The organism is Mesorhizobium sp. M2A.F.Ca.ET.046.03.2.1 (assembly GCF_003952425.1).
In the GTDB taxonomy this organism is placed as follows: Bacteria; Pseudomonadota; Alphaproteobacteria; order Rhizobiales; family Rhizobiaceae; genus Mesorhizobium.
Genome location: NZ_CP034449.1, coordinates 1,082,756 through 1,104,015 on the forward strand (window position 1 = coordinate 1,082,756; position 21,260 = coordinate 1,104,015).

Consider the following 21,260-nt stretch of genomic DNA (forward strand, 5'->3'; position numbering starts at 1 on the left):
ATTCGACGGCCGTCGCGGGCCTGCGTTGGGACCAGAGGGTTACCCGCCGTGTTTTCATCGACGGCGTCGAGCGTCACTTCGATGGATTTGATATCGTTCAGGCCAAGAACAAGGGACGCACTGGCGGCAAGCGACTTTTTGTGCCGATCACACCAATGCTCTCCGATATCCTGGATGCGGCCGACAGGCGCGGCGAGACCGTCCTAGTCAACGGCTATGGGGAGCCGTTCTCCGCCAAATCGCTGACTGGAATGATGGCGCATTGGTGCAAGCTTGCCGGCCTGCCCAAGGGCTTGACGTTGCACGGGCTGAGGAAGTCACTTGGAGTTTATCTGGCGGAAGCCGAGGCCTCTACCCGGCAGCTCATGGATCGACCATGCGGAGCTTTACTCACGCGAGGCATCGCAGGTTCGGCTGGCGGTACAGGGTATGGATCGAGTCGTACGCCTCGTAACGCGCAAGCCGATGCTTGGCGAACCTATTGGCGAACCTCGTGGCGAACCACCATATAAAGCATTGATAAATAACGATAATGGTGGGCCCGGAGGGACTCGCCTCAAAGTGGGCAATCATGGCTACGTTAAGATCAGGCTCATGCAAAGCAATTCCGTCTCTAAGCGGGGATTACAGTTGATACCAGCGGCATGTAATGTGCTCCGGCTTGCTACCCGCCCAGACAGATTTGGGCATCAAGCTTTACATCATCGAGATGCTTCGGCGCTTGCAGACGAAGCAGCATGAGCAGACTGGCCCCCTGGGAGGCACAGCAACCACTCGCGTGCTACGTAGGTTGTGGAACGTTAGACCTGTCCCTTTCACCGGTCTAACCCCGCCCGTGATACGACGCCGAGCCCGAAGCTCTTTTCCTATCGAACGCAGTCGTCTTCAATTTCAGCTCGCCACTAAGGAGTAGAAGATGGTCCGATCAAATGAACAAGTACTGCGCCGTACGATTAGGAGGCATCAACTCCGAGAAATGGTGCCGCTTGCCGACAGCACTATTTATGAAATGGAACAGCGGGGCGAGTTTCCGCGACGCTTCGCTTTGACCCCAAGATGTGTGGTTTGGGACTTGAGCGAGATTCAAGCATGGCTTGCAGCGCGCCGCTCAAAACCAATTCTGCGCGCTCCCAAACCGGACCTGAAGCAGCGTCGAACCCGACCGGTCAGAGAGAGGGATCAGGCCCCAGGAGCGGCATCGAAGGCGGGATAAGCGTCGGGATCCACTTCTTTCCATCGACCCACGCGTTCCACGGTATCCGACCACTCCTGCATCATGGGGCGGCGTTGCACTTCATACTCGGCCTTGTTGTAGACGCCCCGAGATGAACGTCCGTCCTCATGCGCTAGGCACTTCTCGATCCAGTCGCTATTGAAGCCAAGTTCATTCAACAGCGTCGAGCCGGTTTGTCGCAGGTCATGGACCGTGAACGGCTCCAGAGGCAACCCTTCGGACTTCGCGCGCTCGACGACAGCGTAAGTGACCCGGTTGAAGGTGGCGCGCGACATCGGGGCATCCGCATCGTAGCGCGACGGAAGAAGGTATCTGGAATTTCCCGCACAGGTCTTCAGGGCGATCATTATGTCGAGCGCCTGGCGCGACAGGTACACGTTATGCGCCTTGGAGCGCTTCATCCGTTCCTTCGGGATCGTCCAGACCGCATTCTCGAAGTCGACCTCATCCCAGACCGCGTCCTGCAGCTCGCTCTTACGCACCATCGTGAGCAGGTAAAGTCGCATTCCCAGACGGATCGTGGGAAGTGTGGCAACATGCTCGATCTGTTTTAGCATCACGCGAATTTCCGACGGCGAGAGCGAGCGGTCCTTTGGCACGAACGTAGCAATCGATGCGGGCCCTACGTCATCGGCTGGGTTGGCCACTTTCTCCCCATGCAGGATCGCAAAGCCGTAAATCTGCTTCAGGATGTCTCGCACGTGGATGGCGGTCGCCGGAGCACCACGTTCGACGATGCTTCCACAGTGGGCTCTTAGATCGTCCGGAGTGATCTCCGTCAGGAGGCGATTGCGCCAGACCGGAAGAAGCTCCCGTTCGAAGATGGAGCGTCGCATGGCACGTGTACTGTCTGCCATCGGCGCCGCGGTGAGCCACTTTTCTCCGAACTCGCCAAAACTCTTAGCCTCTTTCAGGCGGCGTTTCTCGCGCTGCTTCTCAATCGCCGGAGATCGTCCTTCGGCGATAGCGCGCTTCGCGTCGAGACACTTCTCCCGGGCCAGGGCAAGCGAGATGCCGTCGCGCCCCATACTTGCCCAGATAGACCGTCTCCCGACGACCGTTGAGCCTGTAATCGAGCCGAAACGAGATCGCCCCACTGGGCATCACCCGGACATACATGCCGTCACGGTCAGCAATCTTGTAGATTTTCTCTCTTGATTTCAGTGCCTTAAGGGCGGCATCCGTCAGCATCCCTATTGCCTCCTAAAAAGTACCGTCAGTACAATTTCGAGACTCCGTGACAGAAAATTTCCTTTTTTCTTCAATGCCTTAAGGCACAAAAAAGTACCGTCATAAGCCTCATCGGCTCTGACGGTACTTAGAAAAATTCGGGTGGGCAATATGTGGAAGGTCCGTCAAGCGGTCCGTCAAAGCCAATCTCTGCGTACCGATTGTCGCCGATTGCCCCCGAAAGGATTTATTTTTGTTTTCAGTACGTTACGTCGCAGTTTGGCGTATTTCCGGCGACGTTGGAGTGGGTCTGAATCATTCCCACTCGATGGTGCCTGGCGGCTTCGAGGTCACGTCGTAGACGACGCGGTTGATGCCCTTGACCTCATTGATGATGCGGGTGGCGGCGGCGCCGAGGAAGTTCATGTCGTAGTGGTAGAAGTCGGCCGTCATGCCGTCGACCGAGGTCACGGCGCGCAGCGCGCAGACGAATTCATAGGTGCGGCCGTCGCCCATGACGCCGACTGTCTGCACCGGCAGCAGCACGGCGAAGGCCTGCCAGATGGCGTCGTAGAGGCCGGCCTTGCGGATCTCGTCGAGATAGATGGCGTCGGCCTCGCGCAGGATCTCCAGCTTCTCGCGGGTGATGCCGCCCGGGCAGCGTATGGCAAGGCCGGGGCCTGGGAAGGGATGGCGGCCGATGAAGCTTTCGGGCAGGCCGAGCTCCTTGCCCAGCGCCCTCACCTCGTCCTTGAACAGTTCGCGCAGCGGCTCGACCAGCTTCATGTTCATGCGCTCGGGCAGGCCGCCGACATTGTGGTGCGACTTGATCGTCACCGACGGGCCGCCCGAGAAGGAAACGCTCTCGATGACATCGGGATAGAGCGTGCCCTGCGCCAGGAAATCGGCGCCGCCGAGCTTCTTCGCCTCTTCCTCGAATACCTCGATGAACAGGCGGCCGATGGTCTTGCGCTTCTTCTCCGGATCGGCCTCGCCTTCCAGCGCCGAGATGAAACGGTCTGACGCATCGACCAGGATCAGCGGCAGGTTGTAGTGCTGGCGGAACATCTCCACTACGCTTTGCGCCTCATACTTGCGCATCAGGCCGTGGTCGACGAGGATGCAGGTCAGTTGATCGCCGACCGCCTCGTGGATCAGAAGTGCGGCAACCGAGGAGTCTACGCCGCCCGAAAGCGCGCAGATCACCTTGCCCTTGCCGACCTGCTTGCGGATCGTTTCGACCGCGTGCTCGCGATAGGCGCGCATCGTCCAGTCGCCCTCGATGCCGGCGATGTTGTGGACGAAGTTTCTCAAGAGCCTCGCGCCGTCCGGCGTGTGCACCACTTCCGGATGGAACATGATGCCGTACATCTTGCGCTCGATATCGCCGAAGATGGCGAAGGGCGAGCTTTCCGACTTGCCGAGCACCTTGAAGCCCGGCGGCAATTCGATGACCCGGTCGCCATGGCTCATCCACACCTGGTGGCGCTGGCCGGGCGCCCAGAGGCCCTCGAACAGCGGGCTCTCCTTCTCGATCTCGACGAAGGCGCGGCCGAATTCGCGGTGATTGGAGCTTTCGGCGACGCCGCCCATCTGCACGCAGAGCGCCATCTGGCCGTAACAGATGCCGAGCACCGGCACGCCGGCGTCGAAGACGATCTGCGGCGCGCGCGGGCTGCCGATGTCGGTGGTCGAGGCCGGACCGCCCGACAGGATCACCGCTTTGGGATTGATGCGCTTGAAGGCCGCTTCGGCCGATTGGAACGGCACGATCTCGGAAAAGACGCCGGCCTCGCGGATGCGGCGGGCGATGAGCTGCGTGAACTGGCTGCCGAAATCGATGATCAGGACAGTGTTGGGCAGAACGGTGTCGGGATGATTGGCTGTCGTCATGGCGAGCCTTTAGAGAAAGAAACGAGTCGGCGCAATGGGCTCAGCGCTGCGGCCTTCCGTCCTTTTGCGCCTATGCCAGCCGGATCGCGCCGGATTCGATCGCCTGCTCAAGTAGCCCAATGGCCGCGGCGAGCTTCTCGTCGATGACGTGCAGATACTCCGTCCAGTCGTTGACGTGCCTGAGATCGGCCGCGCCGTCGGAAATGCCGCGCAGCCCAATCAGCGGCACGCCGAAGAGCTGGCAGGCGCGCAGGCAGGCGAAGGTCTCCATGTCGACCATGTCGGCATCGATGGCGTCATAAGCGGCGCCGGAGACGATCGCGCCGCCGGTAGAGAGCGAGGCTGTCTTGATGCCCGGGACGACGAAAGGCAGCGGCACCGTCACCGGCAGGTCGAGGAAAGGCGTCGCCCCCTTCTCGAAGCCAAGCGGCGAAGCGTCCATGTCGCGATAGCTCACCGACACGGCCTGGTAGATTTCGGTCTGTTCCAGCTCGCGGCTGCCGGCCGAGCCCAGCGAGACGATCAGGTCCGGGAGCGCTCCTTCGGCCTTCAACGCCGCGAGTTCGGCGCTCAGCCGCACAGCAGCCTCGACCGGACCGACACCAGTCATCAGCGGCGTGAACAGGTTTTTCAGGTGCGGGCCGTATTCGGCCTCCACCGCCATCACGAAGAGAACGGATTTTTCCGACATTTCGACGGTCATGGCGGCTCCACCCCTGTTTGTTACCACTACGAAAAGGAAAGCGGCAACGCCGTCTGCCGGCCCTTTGCTATGGCTCGCTCGAAAGCCCATTTGGGGGCTTTTCGTCCGCTGCGCGGACCGCTTCTCATCCCTCGATTCCGTCGCGGCCGACCACTGTCATCATCGTGCCAGTCATCGTGGCAATCAGCTTGGCCTCGCCGTCGGCGGCAAAAGCGTAGGCCTGGCCGTCGGCGACGATGATGGTGCGGCCGGGCTTCGTCACGGAGCCGCGGAACAGGAAGCGCTCGCCCCTGCCCGGCGCCAAAAGGTTCACCTTGAACTCGATGGTCAGCACGCCGGAATTTTCGGGCATCAGCGAAAAGGCCGCGTAGCCGCAGGCCGAGTCCAGCGCGGTGGAAATGACGCCGGCATGCAGGAAACCGTGCTGCTGGGTGAGCGAAGCCGAGTAAGGCATCTCGATTTCGATGATGCCGGGCGTTACCAGCGTCAGCTCCGCGCCGATGGTGGCCATGGCTTTCTGCCGGGCAAAGGACGTCCTGACGCGTTCCTCGAAGTCGGGAGCGGGTACGATCTTGGCTGCCATGGTCTCCGCCTCACGTTTTGCTGGCGAAGCTTATTGCAGAGGCAGGCAGCACAGGCAATCTTTTATGTTGCAGCGCAGCAAAATCGCGCGGCTCTCAGGCCCCCCTGCGCAAGGCGTGGAAATAAAACCCGTCGGTGCCACTCAGCGCCGGCGACAGCGAGATACCACCGTTGCCGGCAATGCGCGCGGCGCCTTCATGGCCGGGGAAGCGGCCCTCCCAGAGCTGGCGATGATCGACCGGCGCAAAGCCTGCATGGCGTTCGCGGAACGCCGCGACCTGCTCGCCGTTTTCGGCGTCGAACACCGAGCAGGTGATGTAGACCAGCAGACCGCCCGGCCTGACGAAGGCCTGGGCCGTGTCGAGGATCGCCTGCTGCTCTGCCTTGCGGGCATCAAGCTGCCGCTCGGTCAGTCGCCATTTGGCGTCCGGGCGGCGACGCCAGGTGCCGCTGCCGGTGCAGGGCGCGTCGATCAGCACGAGGTCCATATGACCTGAAAGAGGCGCAAGCTCCGCCGGCTTGCTGACGACCTGGATGTTGCGGTTGTGCGAACGGCGGATGCGCTCGAAGATCGGCGCCAGCCGCACCTTCTCAGCGTCATAGGCGAAGAGCTGGCCTTTGTTGTCCATCTCGGCCGACAGTGCCAGCGTCTTGCCGCCGGCGCCGGCGCAATAATCTAGCACCTGCATGCCGGGCTCGGCGCCCGCGAGCGCCGCGGCGAGCTGCGAGCCCTCGTCCTGCACTTCGAACCAGCCTTTCTGGAAAGCGGGCTCGGCCTGCACGTTCGGATGTCTGCCGTCGCCATCGATGGGCGGGATACGGATGCCGTGCGGCGCGATCGCCGCGGGTGCCGCGCCGGTGCCCTGCAGCTCGGCCAGCACCTTGGCCCGATCGGCCTGGAGTGTGTTGGTCCTGAGGTCCAGCGGCGGACGCCGGGCGAGCGCAGCGCCTTCCTCGACCCAGGCGTCGCCATAGGCTTGCTCGAGCAAAGGCGCGCACCAGTCCGGGACATCCGCTCGCACGGCATCGGGCGCATCGGCAAGCCTGCGCTCGGCGGCTGCCTTCAATTCGGCGGCGCTGAGCAGCGGCGGCGCGAACTTGTCACCGTTCAGCGCTTCGTTGAGCGACTGCGCCGTTTGCCCCCACTCCAAGAGAAGCGCGCCGAAGCCGATGGCGCGCGGCGTGTCCTCGTCGAACAGCCAGCCGGCCGAGCGTTTGCGGCGCAGCGCGTCATAGACGATGTTGCCGATCGCGGCGCGATCGCCGCCGCCGGCGAAGCGATGCGAGAGGCCCCAGTCGCGCAAAGCGTCGGCCACCGGCCGGTGGCGCCGGCCGATGTCTTCGAGAACGTCTATGGCCGCCGCCAGCCTTCCGCCCAATCGCATCCCGTTTTCCGTAGCTCCTGCAAATCGGTTCCAGCCGCTCTTAAAGCCTTTCAGGCCAGGATTGAAACAATTCTATTCGGCTTGCCGGTGAAACAGGGTTTCAGCGCGACGCAATTTCCCCAAACGGTCTTTCGATCGCAAGCGGCGCTACGGAAAAAACAAGAACAATCAACCAGAATATGAAAGATCTCTAATGTACTTACCTGACATACACAAGCAAGCCTGCCGGCTTAATCTCTCAGCTTTCCAAGTGTTTCCGGCAGGAATACTCTTCGCCAGTGATTCGCGACGCGGGAAACGTGGTTTCGACGGATCCAATGAGGAGAGGGCAATGAAGACTTATCTGGCAGAAGTTCTCGGCACGTTTTTGTTGGTGTTCATCGGCACGGCTTCCGTGGTCACGGGCGGTTTCGGCGGCGCGCTGCCGCTCGGACAGGAAGGCATCGGCCTGGCGTTCGGCATCGGCCTGATCGCCGCGGCCTATGCGATTGGCCCGATCTCGGGCGCGCATCTCAATCCGGCGGTGACGCTCGGCGTGTTCCTGGCAGGGCGGATGCCGGCCAAGGACGTCGTTCCCTACTGGATCGCGCAGATCATCGGCGCCATCATCGCCTCGCTGGCGCTGTGGATCATCGTTTCCGGCCAGGCCGGCGGCCACACCGGCGGCTTCGGCGCCAATGGCTGGGACGAGGCGAAATGGGGCATGAGCTCGGCCTTGCTGTGGGAGCTGATCGGCACCTTCACCTTCGTCACGGTGATCCTCGGCGTCACCAACGCCAAGCACACCACCGCCTTTGCCGGCCTGGTGATCGGCCTGACGCTGGCCGGGCTGCATTTCGCCATCATCCCGGTTACCGGCACGTCGCTCAACCCGGCGCGCTCGATCGGCCCGGCGTTGTTTTCGGGGGGTGCCGCGCTCAGCCAGCTCTGGCTGTTCATCGCCGCGCCGCTGATCGGCGGAGCGATTGCCGGCGTCGTCGCCAAGGCCGGCATCTTCGAAAAAGACTGACAGCTCCGGAGAAACGCAAAAAAGGCGCGGGCATGACCCGCGCCTTTTTTGCTTGAGAGGTACGACCTTACTTCGCGATGTCGAAGCGGTCGGCGTTCATCACCTTGGTCCATGCCTTGACGAAGTCCTTGACGAATTTCGCCTTGGCGTCGCTTGAACCATAGACCTCGGAGAGCGCGCGCAGCTGCGCGTGCGAGCCGAAGATCAGGTCGGCGCGGGTGCCGGTCCACTTCACTTCTCTGGTCTTGCGGTCACGCGCTTCGTAGACTTCATCGGAACCCGGCTCGGAGCCGGCCGCCGGATCCCAGACGGTCGCCATCGAGAGCAGGTTGACGAAGAAGTCGTTGGTGAGCTGGCCCGGCCTGTCGGTGAAAACACCGTGCTTGGAACCGCCGGCATTGGCGCCGAGGACGCGCAGGCCGCCGACCAGCACAGTCAATTCCGGCGCCGTCAGCGTCAGCAGCTGGGCGCGGTCGACCAGCATCGCCTCGACCGACATCGGCAGCCTGCCTCTGCTGTAATTGCGGAAGCCGTCGACTTTGGGCTCCAGGGCCGCGAAGGAGTGGACGTCTGTCTGCTCCTGAGAAGCGTCCATACGGCCCGGGGTGAAGGGCACCTTCACCTCAGTGCCGCCGTCCTTCGCCGCCTTTTCAACCGCGGCGGCGCCGCCAAGCACGATGAGATCGGCAATCGAGACCTTCTTGTCGCCGGTCTGGGCCGCGTTGAACTCCTTCTGGATGGCTTCCAGCTTGGCAAGCACCTTGGCGAGCTGAGCCGGCTCGTTGACTTCCCAGTCTTTCTGCGGCGCCAGACGGATGCGGCCGCCATTGGCGCCGCCGCGCTTGTCCGAGCCGCGGAAGGTCGAGGCCGAGGCCCAGGCGGTCGAGACCAGCTCGGAGACCGAGAGGCCGTAGGCCAGGATCTTGGCCTTGAGCGATGCAATGTCGGCTTCGCTCACCAGCTCGTGGTCGATGGCGGGGATCGGATCCTGCCAGATCAGCTCTTCCTTCGGCACGAGCGGGCCGAGATAACGCACGACCGGACCCATGTCGCGGTGGGTGAGCTTGAACCAGGCGCGAGCGAAGGCATCGGCGAACTCAGCCGGATGCTCATGGAAGCGGCGCGAGATCTTTTCATAGGCCGGGTCGAAACGCAGCGCGAGGTCGGTGGTGAGCATGGCCGGCGCGTGGCGCTTGGAGGGATTGTGCGCGTCCGGAACCGTGCCCGCGCCGGCGCCGCCCTTCGGCGTCCACTGATGGGCGCCGGCCGGGCTCTTCGTCAGCTCCCATTCGTAGTTGAAGAGGTTGTCGAAGAAATTGTTGCTCCACTTGGTCGGCGTCGTCGTCCAGGTGACCTCGAGACCCGAGGTGATGGCGTCGCCGGCGATGCCGGAGGCATATTTGCTCGACCAGCCGAGGCCCTGCGCCTCGATGCCGGCGCCTTCCGGCTCGGCGCCCACCAGCGAGGCATCGCCGGCGCCATGGGTCTTGCCGAAGGTGTGGCCGCCGGCGATCAGCGCCACGGTTTCTTCGTCGTTCATCGCCATGCGGCCGAAGGTCTCGCGGATGTCGCGAGCCGCCGCGACCGGATCCGGCTTTCCGTTCGGGCCTTCCGGGTTGACGTAGATGAGGCCCATCTGCACGGCGCCGAGATGGCCGCGAAGCTCACGATCGCCCGAATAGCGCTCGTCGCCGAGCCACTTCGCTTCGGAGCCCCAGTCCACATCCTGCTCCGGGTCCCAGACATCGGCGCGGCCGCCGGCGAAGCCGAAGGTCTTGAAGCCCATCGATTCCAGCGCGACGTTGCCGGTGAGGATCAGAAGGTCGGCCCAGGAGATCTTACGGCCGTATTTCTGCTTGACCGGCCACAGCAGCCGGCGCGCCTTGTCGAGGTTGGCGTTGTCCGGCCAGCTGTTCAGCGGCGCGAAACGCTGCTGACCAGCACCGGCGCCGCCGCGGCCGTCGCCGATGCGATAGGTGCCGGCGCTGTGCCAGGCCATGCGGATGAAGAGCGGCCCGTAATGGCCGAAGTCGGCCGGCCACCAATCCTGCGAATCCGTCATGACCTTGTGCAGGTCTGCGATCACCGCATCGAGGTCGAGGGTCGCGAACTCCTTGGCGTAGTCGAAGTCTTCGTCCATCGGGTCCGACAGGTTCGACTGCTGGTGGAGAACGGAAAGGTCGAGCTGGTTCGGCCACCAGTCGCGGTTGGTCCGTGCGGATCCATGCGCCACCGGGCATTTGCCAGCGCTGTTGTCGTCGGTTTTCGCGTCCATCTTGGGTCTCCCGATTCTGCCGAGGTTTTGCCGTGGTTGAATTTTGCCGAGGTTGATTTTCCCGGAATTTCCCAGGGGCAGCCATTGGCCGCGCCAACCTGGAATGATTCCAGACTAGGCCGGCCGGCCGATAAAGACAAATTGCCTTTCCTGTTTCATTTGATAGGATTTTCTTATGATTGGCCTCACTGTCCGACAGATGCAATATTTCGACGCGCTGGCGCAGACGCTGCATTTCGGCCGCGCCGCGAAGCTTGCCGGCGTCAGCCAACCGGCGCTTTCCGCGCAGATCGCCGAGATGGAAGAGCGGCTGAACTGCCTGTTGTTCGAGCGCGGTGGCAAGACGGTGCGCATGACCGACGAGGCGCTTGCCCTGCAGCCGCGTATCGAACGCATTCTGGCCGACATACGTGACGTCGAGACGACTGCCCGGCGCGGCCGCCCGAGCATGGAAGGACGCTTCCGGCTGGGCATCATCCCGACCGTCGCGCCCTACCTGTTGCCGCATGTGCTGCCGGAGCTGAAAAAACACTACCCTTCCCTCCAGCTCGAGCTGCGCGAGGCGGTGACCGCGTCGCTGGTCGAGGAAGCGACGTCTGGCCGGCTCGACGCCTTCATCGCGGCCTTGCCGCTCGATCAGCCGGCGATCGTCACCGAAAAGCTTTTTGCCGACCGCTTCTTCCTCGCCGTGCCCGCCGGCGATCCGGCCTTCGCCTCACCGCCGGTGCCGCCCGAAAGCCCGGCGCTGGAGCGCCTGATGCTCTTGGAGGAAGGCCACTGCCTGCGCGAGCAGGCTTTGGCCGTCTGCGGCAGTGTGCGGCCGGTGGCGATGGCAAGCTATGGCGCGACCAGCCTCACCACGCTCCTGCAGATGGTCGCGCACGGGCTTGGCGTCACGCTGGTGCCGGAAATGGCAGCAAGTGCCGCTGGCGCCCTGCCGGATCTGAGGATCGTGCCGTTCCAGGAGCCGATGCCGCAGCGCACGATCTGCATGGCCTGGCGGAAGAACAAGGTGCGCCAGGACGAGTGCGTGGAACTGGCGCGGATCATACGCGGACTGGATCGGGCGGTGCTCGCGGCGTGAAGCGCTTCTCGAGGCGGCGCTAACCCTGCGCCCGATGCTCGGCTCGCGACACCCTTCACGGCACGAAGATCAGAAACACATAGGTGAAAAACACCACGACATGGACCATCCCGGTCAGGAACGTCGTTCTTTCGGTGCTGAAGCTGACGCTGCATATGAAGAGCGCCAGTACCAGAAGCACGGCATCGGAGGCCGGAAGCCCCAGGGTCAGTCCCCTGCCCGTCAGCAGACTGGCGGCCGCGACCGCCGGTATCGTCAAACCGATCGTGGCGCAGGCCGACCCCATCGCGACGTTGAGGCTGCGCTGCAGCTCGTTCCTGAACGAGGCGCGGATCGCTGAGATGGCCTCCGGCATCAAAACCAGCGCCGCGATCAACGCGCCCACGATACTGTCGGCCTGGGTCACCTGGTAGGCGGCGAGCGCGTCCTCCACGCTCGCGGCGACCTGCTCGGCGAGCAGGACAATGCCGATGAGCCCACTCAACAGCAGCACGGCGCTGACGGAAATGCTGTCGTGGGAGGCGGTTCGCATCGGTGCGTCGTGTGCCTGTCCCTGGACGAAGTCCTCCCGGTGACGAACGGTCTGGGCGAACACGAAGCTCGCATAGAGCAGCACCGAAAGGACGCTCACGAAACCAAGCTGAGCCGCCGAAAACGTGCCGGGGTCCGTGGTTCGGGTGTAGGTCGGAAGAATAAGCGTCATCACGGTCAGCGCGATCAGGACCGACAGGTAGGCGCTGGTCCCTTGCCGGACGATCGCCTGCTTGCGATAGCGCCAGCCGCCAAGCGTGAGGCAGATGCCCACAACGCCGGTGGAGGTGATCATCACCGTCGAGAAAACGGACTCGCGCGCCAGCGTCGGGTTGTTTTCTCCATGCAGCATCATGGAGACTATGATCGACACTTCGATCGCCGTCACCGCGAAGGTCAGCACCAATGTTCCGTAGGGCTCCCCTACGCGCCGGGCGAGCGCCTCGGCATGATCGAGCACGACGAAAATGGTGACGAACATGATGGCGCTCGACAGCGCTCCGACGAGGATCCTGACGTTTAGCGACCCTTCGTCAACCGAAAGGCCGCTGGCCTTGACCGCGAGAGCCATCGCCAGCGCGGCCAGCGGCATCGTGTAGGACGTTCCCGACCGGGCGTAACTCGTCATCCACCCCCCTTGGTCTACACCATGCGTTTTTTCGACCTTAGCGGAAAAGCGCGTGGGGAGCACGTCCCGAGCACTTTGCAGCATTCAAAATAGGATTGGGGACCAGGCACCATTTTGGGCGTCGCTTGTCTCGATGGCCCTGCGAACCGCCCCACAGAATTTTTCCAGAAGGTCCGGCTCGTTGCCCAGCCGGCGGCGCAGCGAGAAGGGGACTTCCAGTTGTGCGCCTTTTCCCGTCAATCCGCGATTGACGATGTTCGAATCCTGGATGCCCGGAAACGGATGGTTGTCCTTTTGCGTCTGGAAGCCGGCCTCCTGCAGGCGCCAGGCTATCTCCGAAACCAATGCGGCGTCCTTGCCGCCCAGGTAGACCGTCGCGAGATCGTCGCGATCCTGACGGCCGTGGATGGCGACGACAGTGGACTTGGTCCGCAACAGGTCCAGCGCGGTTGCCTCGTCGAAGTTCCTGGACGTTATGTGCAGCTCCCGGTTGCTTTCCGGCATCAGCCCTTCAAAGCAATACATGTCGAGATCGTCGCCGGCTATCGTCTCGGTGATCAGGGAGGTGCGGGGCTCTATCTTGCCGCCATGCGGAGCCATGACGATCGCGCCGCCCGTTCGCGCGCCTCGGCGGACGACGATGCGATAATCCACGTTTTCGATTTTGGCGGCCCTCAGCGCCGCGAAATTGGGAAACTCGTTGTCCATAAATGCCGTTTCACGCCGTCTTCTGCGCCACCAGCCCGAGTTCCTCCACCATCGCTTCGCGCATCAGGAATTTCTGCGGCTTGCCGGTCACCGTCATCGGCAATTCGGTGCGGAAACGGATGTGGCGCGGCACCTTGTAATGCGCGATCTGGCCAGCGCAGAAGGCCTTGATTTCCTCGGCGGTGGCGATCTGGCCGGGCTTCAGCACGATCCAGGCGCAGAGTTCCTCGCCATATTTGTCGTCCGGAATGCCGAAGACCTGCACTTCCTTGACCTTTGGATGGCGGTAGAGGAACTCCTCGACCTCGCGCGGATAGACGTTCTCGCCGCCGCGGATGACCATGTCCTTTACCCGCCCGACGATGTTGCAATAGCCCTCGGCATCTATCGTGGCGAGGTCGCCGGTGTGCATCCAACCCTCGGCGTCGATCGCCTCGCGGGTCTTGTCAGCGTCGTCCCAATAGCCCTTCATCACCGAATAGCCGCGCGTGCAAAGCTCGCCAGGCTCCCCGACCGCGACGGTCGCGCCATCCGCGCCGATCGCTTTCACCTCGACATGCGGGTGGATGCGGCCGACGGTGGAGACGCGCTTTTCAAGCGGGTCGTCGACGCTGCTCTGGAAGGAGACCGGGCTGGTCTCGGTCATGCCATAGGCGATGGTCACCTGGCTCATATGCATGAGCGACACCACCTTCTTCATCACCTCGATCGGGCATGGCGAGCCGGCCATGATGCCGGTGCGCAGGCTGGAGAGGTCGAAGCCGGCGAAATCGGCATGGTCGAGCATGGCGACGAACATGGTCGGCACGCCGTAGAGTCCGGTGCAATGCTCCTGCGCGACCGCTTTCAGCGTCGCGCCGGCGTCAAACCCTTCGCCAGGGAAGACCATGGTCGCGCCCTTCGACACGCAGCCCATCGTGCCCATCGACATGCCGAAGCAATGGTAGAGCGGCACGGGGATGCAGAGCCGGTCATCGACGGTGAGTTTTATGGCCGAGGTGACGAAATTGCCGTTGTTGACGATGTTCGCGTGGGTCAGCGTCGCCCCCTTCGGCGCGCCGGTCGTGCCGCTGGTGAACTGGATGTTGATGGCATCTGCGGGCTTCAGGCTCTCCGAGATGCGGTCGAGACTGTCGTGCTCGTCGCGGCCGGCCATGGCCAGCACATCGCCGAAATTGAACATGCCGGGCGAATTGTCGTCACCCATGCGGATGACGATCTTCAACGCCGGCAGCTTTTTCGCCTTGAGCTTGCCGGGCTCCGCCTTGGCGATCTCCGGCGCGAGCGTCTCGATCATGCCGAGGTAATCGGATGTCTTGAACTGGGCCGCCGTGACCAGCGCCTTGCAGCCGACCTTGTTGAGCGCATATTCCAGCTCGGTCAGCCGATAGGCCGGGTTGATGTTGACCAGGATCAGGCCGATGCGAGCGGTGGCGAACTGCGTCACCAGCCATTCCCAGCGGTTCGGCGACCAGATGCCGACGCGGTCGCCCTTTTCCAGGCCGAGCGCCAGGAAACCGGCGGCCAGGGCGTCGACCGCATCCGACAGCTCGCTCCAGGTGAAGCGCTTGTCCTGACCGACGAAGACGGCGGCGTCGAGCGTGGCGTATTTGCTCACCGTATCGGAGAACAGCTCCGGAATGGTCTTGTCGAGCAAAGGCACCAAGCGATCGCCCGAGACATGCGCCTTGCCGCCGGCCGGGGCAATAAAGGTGCCGCTCGCGCGATGCCCGCGCAAATTGGTGGCGTTCATAAGCTCGTCGAGTTTGATCGCCATCGCCGTCTCCTCCCGAGATGATTGAGCCTATCAGCCTGCAAAGGCGGTGGAAACCCGCCGAAGGTAGGGAGGGCTAAGCGACCAAGGCGCCCATTTTGGCTGCGATTGCCCGCAACCGTGCCTCATCCGCCGCGTCGCGCTGCTTCCTCGACGCGACCAGACAGGCCTGCGACTTGAGGATGGTGCCGTCGCCCAGCACCTTGAGGTGGTTGGCGCGCAGCGTCGAGCCGGTGGTGGTGATGTCGACGATGACGTCCGCCAGGCCGGCGGCCGGCGCGCCTTCGGTGGCGCCGAGGCTTTCGACGATGCGGTAGACCTGGATGCCGTGCTTGAGCGAAAAGAACTGCTGCGTCAGCCGCCAATATTTGGTGGCGATCCTGAGCCGCCGGCCGTGGCGCTGGCGGAAATCGGCGGCGACATCATCAAGATCGGCCATGGTGTCGACATCGAGCCAGATGTCGGGCACGGCCACCACGACGTCGGCATTGCCGAAGCCGAGGCGCGCGACGATCTCGGCGCGCGCTTCCCAGTCGGCGAGATTCTCGCGCAAAAGATCCTCGCCGGTGATGCCGAGATCGACCGACCCTTGCCCGATCTCGCCGGCGATCTCGGACGCGGACAGGAAGGCCACCTCGACATTGTCGAGGCCGTCGATACGCGCGCGGTATTTGCGGTCGTCCTCGGGCAAGGTAACGGCCAGCCCTGCCTTGGCCAGCACTTCGAGCGACTGTTCCTTGAGTCGGCCTTTCGACGGGATCGCCAGCGTGATCATTTGGCATTCTCCCGCAAGGCTTCGATCCGGTCGAGCCAGACCGAAAAACCCACGCCGGGAATCGGCTTCTTGGCGCCAAGCAGCGTCAGCAGCCGGTCGTAGCGGCCGCCGCCGACAAGCGGGCGATCGCCTCCCTGGACAGCGATCTCGAAGACGAGGCCGGTGTAATAGTCGAGCGGGCGGCCGAAAGCGGCATCGTAGCGGATCTGCGCCGAGGACAGCCCATGCGCCTCGATCGCCTTGGCGCGGGCGGAGAAATTCTCCAGCGCCGGCCCCAGCGACAGGCCGGCATCGGCGGCGAATTTTTCCAGCGCCGCGGTCGCGCCGCTGAGCGCGACGTCGATCTCGAGAAAACCCTTCAACGCCGAGAAGGCGTCATCGGAGAGCCGCACGCTGCGCAACTGTGCTTTCTCGGTCAGCCGGCGCGCAATGTCGGCCGGCGAGCGGCCGCCGGAAGCCGACAGCCCGGCCTGCTCCATGCCTTCGGCAATGTGCGCGGCGAGGCCTTCCTGATCGCCGTCGAGCACCAGCAAGGCGACGGGACCGGAGAGCTGGCTGTTGCGCGGCGGGTTGGCGAGATCGGCAAGGGCCGCTTCCAACATCGGCGCCGAACCGAAGGCGCGGGCCAGCCGCATGCGCCAGCCGCGCGGCAGGCCGAGCGCGGCCAGCACCGCCTCGAACAGGGTCTGGTCGCCAAGCGTGATGGCGAGGGGCCGTCCCGGCAGCACCAGCGACAGCAGCGCATGCGCCTCGGCCAGCGAACGGGCATCGGCGGCGGCGATGTCAGTGTCGCCGAGATCCTCGATGCCGGCCTGGAAGAACTCGTTGCCACCCTCACGGCGCTGGCGGAACACCTCGCCCAGGTAAGAATAGCGGCGCGGCGTGCCGGCCTGGCTGGCGATGTGGTCGAGGCAGACCGGAATGGTGAATTCGGGCCGCAGGCACAGCGTCTTGCCGGTCTCGCTCTCGGTCAGGAAGATGCGCCGGCGCAGGTCTTCGCCCGCCATATCGAGGAACGGATCGGCCGGCTGCAGCACGGCGACTTCGACCGCGTGCGTACCGCGGGCGGCGAAGAGTTTCGCGATGTCGGCAGCGATGGCGGGGCGGGAGGTCATGGATAAGTTGGGCGCGAGGCCCCCCTCTCTGTCCTGCCGGCCATCTCCCCCTCAAGGGGGGAGATTGGCAGCTCGGACGCCGCGCCTCCTCCTGCAGCGTTGAAAATTGGCGAAAGCATGCGCGACATCTGATCTCCCCCCTTGAGGGGGAGATGGCCGGCAGGACAGAGAGGGGGGCTCAAGCGCCACCCTTCGCGCGGTCGGCGGCCTGCGCCGCGAGTATCTTCTTCACCTCAGCCACCAGGTCACCCTCCGCGACCGTCACCTGCGCCGGGCGTGCCGCGCGCCATTCGGCGTTGTCGGTGATCTCGGCCGACAGGCGCGCGCCTTCGATGAGGTCCTTGATCTGCACCTCGCCCTTGGCGCGCTCGTCGCCGCCCTGGATGATGGCGACAGGGCTGCCGCGGCGGTCGGCATATTTCAGCTGCGCCTTCATGCCCGCGCCGCCGAGATACATTTCCGAGCGGATGCCGGCGGCGCGCAGATCGGCGACCATCTTCTGGTAACGGCCGAGGCTTTCCGTATCCTTGTCCATGACCAGCACGACGACCGGGGCGATGACATCGGAGGTATCCAGCTTGCCGAGGTTCTTCAGCGCCGTCATCAGCCGCGAGACGCCGATCGAAAAACCGGTCGCCGGCACCGGCTCGCCGCGAAAGCGCGAGACCAGCCCGTCATAGCGCCCGCCGCCGCCGACCGAGCCGAAACGCACGATCTGGCCTTCGTCGTTGGGGATCTCGGCCAGCAGCTCGGCCTCGAAGACAGGGCCGGTGTAGTATTCGAGGCCGCGCACGACGGAGCGGTCCATCACGATGCGGTCTTCGCCGTAGCTCGCGGCTCTAACCAGGGCCTCGATCGTTGCGAGTTCGCCAACGCCTTCCTGATAGACAGCATTGGCATTGACGCTGGCGTCCTGGGCGGCCTGCCCGTTCCTGGCCGTTGCCAGAAGAACCGCCTCGGCTTGCGCATCCTTCAATCCGGCGCCCTTGGCGAAATCGCCCTCGCCTTCCTTGCCACCGTCCCAGCGTCCGGGGCCAAGCAGGAGCCTGACGCCTTCCGGCCCGAGCTTGTCGAGCTTGTCGATGGCGCGCAGTACGGTCAACCGGCGGCCGGCGTTATCCTCACCGCCGAGCCCGATGGCCTCCAGCACGCCGTCGAGCACCTTGCGGTTGTTGACGCGAATGACGTAGTCGCCGCGCTTGATGCCGAGCGCCTCCATGACGTCGGCCATCATCATCGCCATCTCCGCGTCGGCGGCGACGCCCGGCGTGCCGATCGTGTCGGCGTCGAACTGCATGAACTGGCGGAAGCGGCCGGGACCCGGTTTCTCGTTGCGGAACACCCAGCCGGAGCGGTAGCTGCGATAAGGCTTCGGCAGCTTGTCAAAATTTTCCGCGACGAAGCGCGCCGTCGGCGCGGTCAGGTCGTAGCGCAGCGACAGCCACTGCTCGTCATCATCCTGGAAGGAGAACACCCCTTCGTTCGGCCGGTCCTGATCGGGCAGGAATTTGCCCAGAGCATCGGTGTATTCGATCATCGGCTGGTCGACCGGCTCGAAGCCGTAAAGCTCATAGACCGAGCGGATGGTGGCCATCATCTTCTCGACGGCGCGGATGTCTTCGGCGCTGCGGTCGGCAAAACCGCGCGGCAGCCGCGCTTTCGTCTTTTCGGATTTGTCGGCCATGGGGTCGGTCTTTTCGTTAAGTAAACACTGGCTTATCGGGAGCGGGCGTGTCCTAACCCATGCCAAGTGGTGCGGCAAGCGTTTGCAGACCTGCAGGAAACAGTTCGATAGTTTGCAGGCGCCGCGCCGCCCCTCGTCCCCCTGCCGGCACCTTCTCCCCGTGTAGTGACCGGGGAGAAGGAGGAAGCGCCGGCGCGACAGCTCCAGCGTTGCCGACTGGCCAAACCCGCGGCGCCAGCGTCCTTCTCCCCGTCTCTATAAGGGGAGAAGTGACCGGCAGGGCGATGAGGGGCGGCGCCGACTAACAAAGAAGTAGACTTCAATATCCCACCCTAGAGGGTTGAGGGCCTCCAAGAACTTCGAAACAATCAGCGCAAATACGAAACAATTCCGCCACCAGCGCGGCATGCTGCCGACACAATCCGCGACCATAAACGCGCCGAAACAAGGGGTTCAGGGCCATGACCACGGCTGAAGATATCATCGAGGGCGAGACTGCAAGGCTGAGGCCTGCCGGGGTTCCGGCGCTGAAGCCGGCGCAGCAGCCGGCTGGGCCGTTCGAGGCTGCGGCGACCAAGCCGAGCGCCCGCGACGCGCTGGTCACCGGGCTTTTGGTAATCTACCCGGCTTTCGCGGCTGTGGCGGCGATCCTGGCGGGGTTGTTTTTGGCAGGCGCCGGCAGCGTTTGACTTGAGGTCTACCGAGAAATCTCGAAGGCCGGCGCTGCCCCTCATCCGCCCTTCGGGCACCTTCTCCCCGTGAACGGGGAGAAGGAAAGAGCGCGCTCTACTTCGGCCTTTTGAGCTTCTTGCGCTCTTTCTCCACCTCCGCCCTGCAATAGCAGCCCTCGAGGTGGTCGTTGACGAGGCCCATGGCCTGCATGAAGGCATAGACCGTCGTCGGGCCGACAAAGCTCCAGCCTCGCTTCTTCAACTCCTTCGATATCCTGACAGACACGGCCGTCGTCGGATTGGCGCGCAGATGCGCGAGGTCGACGATTCCCGGACGCTCGTCCGGACCCGGTTCGAACTTCCAGAACCAGGCGGCTAAAGAGCCGAACTCGTCGACCATCTCGCGGGCGCGTTTGGCGTTGTTGATGGTCGAGACGATCTTGCCACGATGGCGGATGATGCCGGCGTTGCCGAGCAGGCGCTCGACATCCTTCTCGGTGAATTGAGCCACCTTGTCGAAGTCGAAACCGGCGAAGGCCTCACGGAAATTCTCGCGCTTGCGCAGGATGGTGAGCCACGACAGGCCCGACTGGAATCCTTCCAGGCAGATCTTTTCGAACAGCCGGCGATCATCCGTTACCGGCCGGCCCCATTCACGATCGTGATAGTGAAGATAGTCCGGCAAATTGCCATGCCAGAAGCAGCGCGCCCTGCCGTCGGGACCATCGAGAATGCCGCTATTTTCCGTTGCCATCGTCAGCAAATCCATTCGTTAATGCGCCTCGGCGCCGCTTTTACCGTGGCTTTACCAGATTCCTGAACCGGCCGGTAACCACACCAAAAGGTTTACTGACAAAGCGGCATTTTACGCATTCCGATTCATGTTTTGCTTGCCGCTGCGCGCCAAGGATCGCGAAACCGAGGGCGTCCTCTCCGCCCCGGATGAGTTCGATCAAGGTGCGTTCCAATGAAGACAGCGTTTTGTTACCTGCTCGGCGCGGCGGCGATCCTTGCCGCCGGCGCCACCACCTCCCTTGCCAATGACCGCTACGCCGATATGCCGCCGGTGACGGTGAGCCCCGACCTTTCGGCGCCCTGGGTGCTGCAACTTGGCCGTGCGCCGGGCATCGTGCGCCCGGTCCGGCAAGCGACGCAGCAGCCGCTGCAGCGACTGTTCCAGGCGCAGCCCGACCGGCAGAGGACGGCAGCCGTGCAGCAGCCGGCCAAGCGCATGGTAATGCGACCGCAGATCAACCCGATCTACCTGCCGCAGGAAGTCGCCTATGACGGGCCGGCGAAGCCGGGCACGATCGTCATCGATACGCACCAGAATTTCCTCTATCTGGTGGAGCAGAACGGCAAGGCGCGGCGTTACGGCGTCGGCACCGGCAAGCCGGGCTTCGAATGGTCGGGCACGCACAAGATCACCGACAAGAAGGTGTGGCCGGACTGGCGCCCACCGGCGGCGATGATCAAGCGCGAGGCGGCCAAGGGCCGCTATTTGCCGACCTATCTTGCTGGCGGCATGGAAAACCCGCTGGGCGCGCGCGCGCTCTATCTGGGCACCACCGAATACCGCATCCACGGCACCAACCAGCCCTGGACGATCGGCGGCGCTGTGTCTTCCGGCTGCATCCGCATGCGCAACGAGGACGTCGTCGACCTTTACGAGCGCGTCAATGTCGGAACCACGGTCGAGGTGATCTAGTTTCTGCGAACCAGCCGGTTAGACGGCGCAGCACTTTTAGTCCAGCTGTTGCCGTCAAGTCATAGTGCGATCCCGTGGGATGTGCTTAAACCGATGTCGAGTTTACGGGGGACGGGCCGTGTGGGGATACGGCCGGTCACGAAAGGGCAGCGTGGGCAACCGCGCTGCCCTTTTCGTTTTTGAGGCTTCTTTGACGCGTGGCGCGGCAAGTCGCGCCGCAAACAGACGGATTCGCTTTCGGGGCTGAGTTCCCGGCGCTCCTCTGCTATTGCAGTGCACAAATCCTGATCGTCACGCAATTCTGGACGCAACGCTGCTTACGCGATTTCCT

Annotated in this window: 17 protein-coding genes and 2 pseudogenes; 6 read left to right on the forward strand and 13 right to left on the reverse strand. The window is 63.6% G+C overall.

What is annotated here, in order from left to right; translation table 11 throughout:
- Positions 1 to 20: 20 nt before the first annotated feature.
- Together EJ072_RS05255 and EJ072_RS05260 are read left to right on the forward strand one after the other, a co-directional pair.
- Positions 21 to 450: pseudogene (locus EJ072_RS05255) on the forward strand (tyrosine-type recombinase/integrase); the annotation flags it as partial.
- A 466-nt stretch (positions 451 to 916) separates the two neighbouring features.
- Positions 917 to 1,213 carry an AlpA family phage regulatory protein gene (locus EJ072_RS05260; protein WP_126078862.1) on the forward strand — a complete coding sequence of 99 codons (297 nt, stop codon included), beginning with the start codon at positions 917 to 919 and terminating at the stop codon, positions 1,211 to 1,213.
- Here EJ072_RS05260 and EJ072_RS05265 read toward each other — a convergent pair.
- From EJ072_RS05265 to EJ072_RS05285, 5 genes and pseudogenes are all read right to left on the reverse strand, one after another.
- Positions 1,167 to 2,425: pseudogene (locus EJ072_RS05265) on the reverse strand (tyrosine-type recombinase/integrase). The gene EJ072_RS05260 and the pseudogene EJ072_RS05265 overlap by 47 nt on opposite strands.
- Positions 2,426 to 2,719: 294 nt before the next feature.
- Positions 2,720 to 4,297 carry a glutamine-hydrolyzing GMP synthase gene (gene guaA, locus EJ072_RS05270; RefSeq protein ID WP_126078863.1) on the reverse strand — a complete coding sequence of 526 codons (1,578 nt, stop codon included), beginning with the start codon at positions 4,295 to 4,297 and terminating at the stop codon, positions 2,720 to 2,722.
- 70 nt (positions 4,298 to 4,367) lie between these two features.
- The gene (locus EJ072_RS05275) at positions 4,368 to 5,000 is read right to left on the reverse strand and encodes a 5'-methylthioadenosine/S-adenosylhomocysteine nucleosidase (protein WP_126078864.1); all 633 of its coding nucleotides are present in this window, start codon (positions 4,998 to 5,000) and stop codon (positions 4,368 to 4,370) included.
- 124 nt (positions 5,001 to 5,124) lie between these two features.
- The gene (locus EJ072_RS05280; RefSeq protein ID WP_040997552.1) at positions 5,125 to 5,583 is read right to left on the reverse strand and encodes a PaaI family thioesterase; all 459 of its coding nucleotides are present in this window, start codon (positions 5,581 to 5,583) and stop codon (positions 5,125 to 5,127) included.
- Positions 5,584 to 5,677: 94 nt separating this feature from the next.
- Positions 5,678 to 6,967 (reverse strand): RsmB/NOP family class I SAM-dependent RNA methyltransferase, encoded by a 1,290-nt coding sequence (locus EJ072_RS05285; protein ID WP_126078865.1) that lies wholly within the window; start codon positions 6,965 to 6,967, stop codon positions 5,678 to 5,680.
- Positions 6,968 to 7,298: 331 nt separating this feature from the next.
- On the opposite strand from EJ072_RS05285, the gene EJ072_RS05290 reads away from it, so the two are divergent.
- Positions 7,299 to 7,976 carry an aquaporin gene (locus EJ072_RS05290; RefSeq protein ID WP_126078866.1) on the forward strand — a complete coding sequence of 226 codons (678 nt, stop codon included), beginning with the start codon at positions 7,299 to 7,301 and terminating at the stop codon, positions 7,974 to 7,976.
- Positions 7,977 to 8,043: 67 nt separating this feature from the next.
- Here EJ072_RS05290 and katG read toward each other — a convergent pair whose 3' ends face one another.
- A complete protein-coding gene (gene katG, locus EJ072_RS05295; protein WP_126078867.1) occupies positions 8,044 to 10,251 on the reverse strand; it encodes a catalase/peroxidase HPI in 2,208 nt (735 codons plus the stop codon).
- 175 nt (positions 10,252 to 10,426) lie between these two features.
- Between katG and EJ072_RS05300 the strand changes: the two genes are divergently transcribed.
- Positions 10,427 to 11,335 carry a hydrogen peroxide-inducible genes activator gene (locus tag EJ072_RS05300; protein ID WP_126078868.1) on the forward strand — a complete coding sequence of 303 codons (909 nt, stop codon included), beginning with the start codon at positions 10,427 to 10,429 and terminating at the stop codon, positions 11,333 to 11,335.
- A gap of 55 nt (positions 11,336 to 11,390) precedes the next feature.
- On the opposite strand, the gene EJ072_RS05305 is transcribed toward EJ072_RS05300, so the two are convergent.
- The 6 genes from EJ072_RS05305 to hisS all read right to left on the reverse strand — a co-directional run bounded on the left by EJ072_RS05305 (position 11,391) and on the right by hisS (position 18,550).
- On the reverse strand, positions 11,391 to 12,494 hold the full coding sequence (locus EJ072_RS05305) for a calcium:proton antiporter (RefSeq protein WP_126083512.1): 1,104 nt from the start codon (positions 12,492 to 12,494) through the stop codon (positions 11,391 to 11,393).
- 84 nt (positions 12,495 to 12,578) lie between these two features.
- On the reverse strand, positions 12,579 to 13,202 hold the full coding sequence (locus tag EJ072_RS05310; protein ID WP_126078869.1) for a poly-gamma-glutamate hydrolase family protein: 624 nt from the start codon (positions 13,200 to 13,202) through the stop codon (positions 12,579 to 12,581).
- A gap of 10 nt (positions 13,203 to 13,212) precedes the next feature.
- Positions 13,213 to 14,979 carry an AMP-binding protein gene (locus EJ072_RS05315; protein WP_126078870.1) on the reverse strand — a complete coding sequence of 589 codons (1,767 nt, stop codon included), beginning with the start codon at positions 14,977 to 14,979 and terminating at the stop codon, positions 13,213 to 13,215.
- A gap of 73 nt (positions 14,980 to 15,052) precedes the next feature.
- Complete coding sequence (gene hisG, locus EJ072_RS05320; RefSeq protein ID WP_126078871.1) at positions 15,053 to 15,751, reverse strand: ATP phosphoribosyltransferase; 699 nt, start codon at positions 15,749 to 15,751, stop codon at positions 15,053 to 15,055.
- On the reverse strand, positions 15,748 to 16,866 hold the full coding sequence (locus EJ072_RS05325; protein WP_126078872.1) for an ATP phosphoribosyltransferase regulatory subunit: 1,119 nt from the start codon (positions 16,864 to 16,866) through the stop codon (positions 15,748 to 15,750). The genes hisG and EJ072_RS05325 overlap by 4 nt, the downstream gene beginning before the upstream one ends.
- A 178-nt stretch (positions 16,867 to 17,044) precedes the next feature.
- Positions 17,045 to 18,550, reverse strand: coding sequence for a histidine--tRNA ligase (gene hisS / locus EJ072_RS05335; RefSeq protein ID WP_126078874.1), 1,506 nt, complete (start codon positions 18,548 to 18,550; stop codon positions 17,045 to 17,047).
- 461 nt (positions 18,551 to 19,011) lie between these two features.
- Here hisS and EJ072_RS05345 point away from each other — a divergent pair, with 461 nt between their 5' ends.
- Complete coding sequence (locus EJ072_RS05345) at positions 19,012 to 19,239, forward strand: hypothetical protein (RefSeq protein WP_126078875.1); 228 nt, start codon at positions 19,012 to 19,014, stop codon at positions 19,237 to 19,239.
- Between the two features lie 97 nt (positions 19,240 to 19,336).
- On the opposite strand, the gene EJ072_RS05350 is transcribed toward EJ072_RS05345, so the two are convergent.
- Positions 19,337 to 19,975 (reverse strand): DNA-3-methyladenine glycosylase I, encoded by a 639-nt coding sequence (locus EJ072_RS05350; protein WP_126083513.1) that lies wholly within the window; start codon positions 19,973 to 19,975, stop codon positions 19,337 to 19,339.
- 213 nt (positions 19,976 to 20,188) lie between these two features.
- Here EJ072_RS05350 and EJ072_RS05355 point away from each other — a divergent pair, with 213 nt between their 5' ends.
- The gene (locus EJ072_RS05355) at positions 20,189 to 20,929 is read left to right on the forward strand and encodes a L,D-transpeptidase (protein WP_126078876.1); all 741 of its coding nucleotides are present in this window, start codon (positions 20,189 to 20,191) and stop codon (positions 20,927 to 20,929) included.
- The last annotated feature ends 331 nt before the right edge of the window (positions 20,930 to 21,260 follow it).

Bases quoted from the DNA above. Each gene is read 5' to 3' on its own strand.
- katG (WP_126078867.1), bottom strand. From the start codon at position 10,251: ATGGACGCGAAAACCGACGACAACAGCGCTGGCAAATGCCCGGTGGCG.
- EJ072_RS05315 (WP_126078870.1), bottom strand. From the start codon at position 14,979: ATGGCGATCAAACTCGACGAGCTTATGAACGCCACCAATTTGCGCGGG.
- EJ072_RS05345 (WP_126078875.1), top strand. From the start codon at position 19,012: ATGACCACGGCTGAAGATATCATCGAGGGCGAGACTGCAAGGCTGAGG.
- EJ072_RS05290 (WP_126078866.1), top strand. From the start codon at position 7,299: ATGAAGACTTATCTGGCAGAAGTTCTCGGCACGTTTTTGTTGGTGTTC.
- EJ072_RS05300 (WP_126078868.1), top strand. From the start codon at position 10,427: ATGATTGGCCTCACTGTCCGACAGATGCAATATTTCGACGCGCTGGCG.
- hisS (WP_126078874.1), bottom strand. From the start codon at position 18,550: ATGGCCGACAAATCCGAAAAGACGAAAGCGCGGCTGCCGCGCGGTTTT.
- EJ072_RS05325 (WP_126078872.1), bottom strand. From the start codon at position 16,866: ATGACCTCCCGCCCCGCCATCGCTGCCGACATCGCGAAACTCTTCGCC.
- EJ072_RS05350 (WP_126083513.1), bottom strand. From the start codon at position 19,975: ATGGCAACGGAAAATAGCGGCATTCTCGATGGTCCCGACGGCAGGGCG.
- EJ072_RS05305 (WP_126083512.1), bottom strand. From the start codon at position 12,494: ATGACGAGTTACGCCCGGTCGGGAACGTCCTACACGATGCCGCTGGCC.
- EJ072_RS05310 (WP_126078869.1), bottom strand. From the start codon at position 13,202: ATGGACAACGAGTTTCCCAATTTCGCGGCGCTGAGGGCCGCCAAAATC.
- hisG (WP_126078871.1), bottom strand. From the start codon at position 15,751: ATGATCACGCTGGCGATCCCGTCGAAAGGCCGACTCAAGGAACAGTCG.
- guaA (WP_126078863.1), bottom strand. From the start codon at position 4,297: ATGACGACAGCCAATCATCCCGACACCGTTCTGCCCAACACTGTCCTG.
- EJ072_RS05280 (WP_040997552.1), bottom strand. From the start codon at position 5,583: ATGGCAGCCAAGATCGTACCCGCTCCCGACTTCGAGGAACGCGTCAGG.
- EJ072_RS05275 (WP_126078864.1), bottom strand. From the start codon at position 5,000: ATGACCGTCGAAATGTCGGAAAAATCCGTTCTCTTCGTGATGGCGGTG.
- EJ072_RS05285 (WP_126078865.1), bottom strand. From the start codon at position 6,967: ATGCGATTGGGCGGAAGGCTGGCGGCGGCCATAGACGTTCTCGAAGAC.
- EJ072_RS05355 (WP_126078876.1), top strand. From the start codon at position 20,189: ATGAAGACAGCGTTTTGTTACCTGCTCGGCGCGGCGGCGATCCTTGCC.
- EJ072_RS05260 (WP_126078862.1), top strand. From the start codon at position 917: ATGGTCCGATCAAATGAACAAGTACTGCGCCGTACGATTAGGAGGCAT.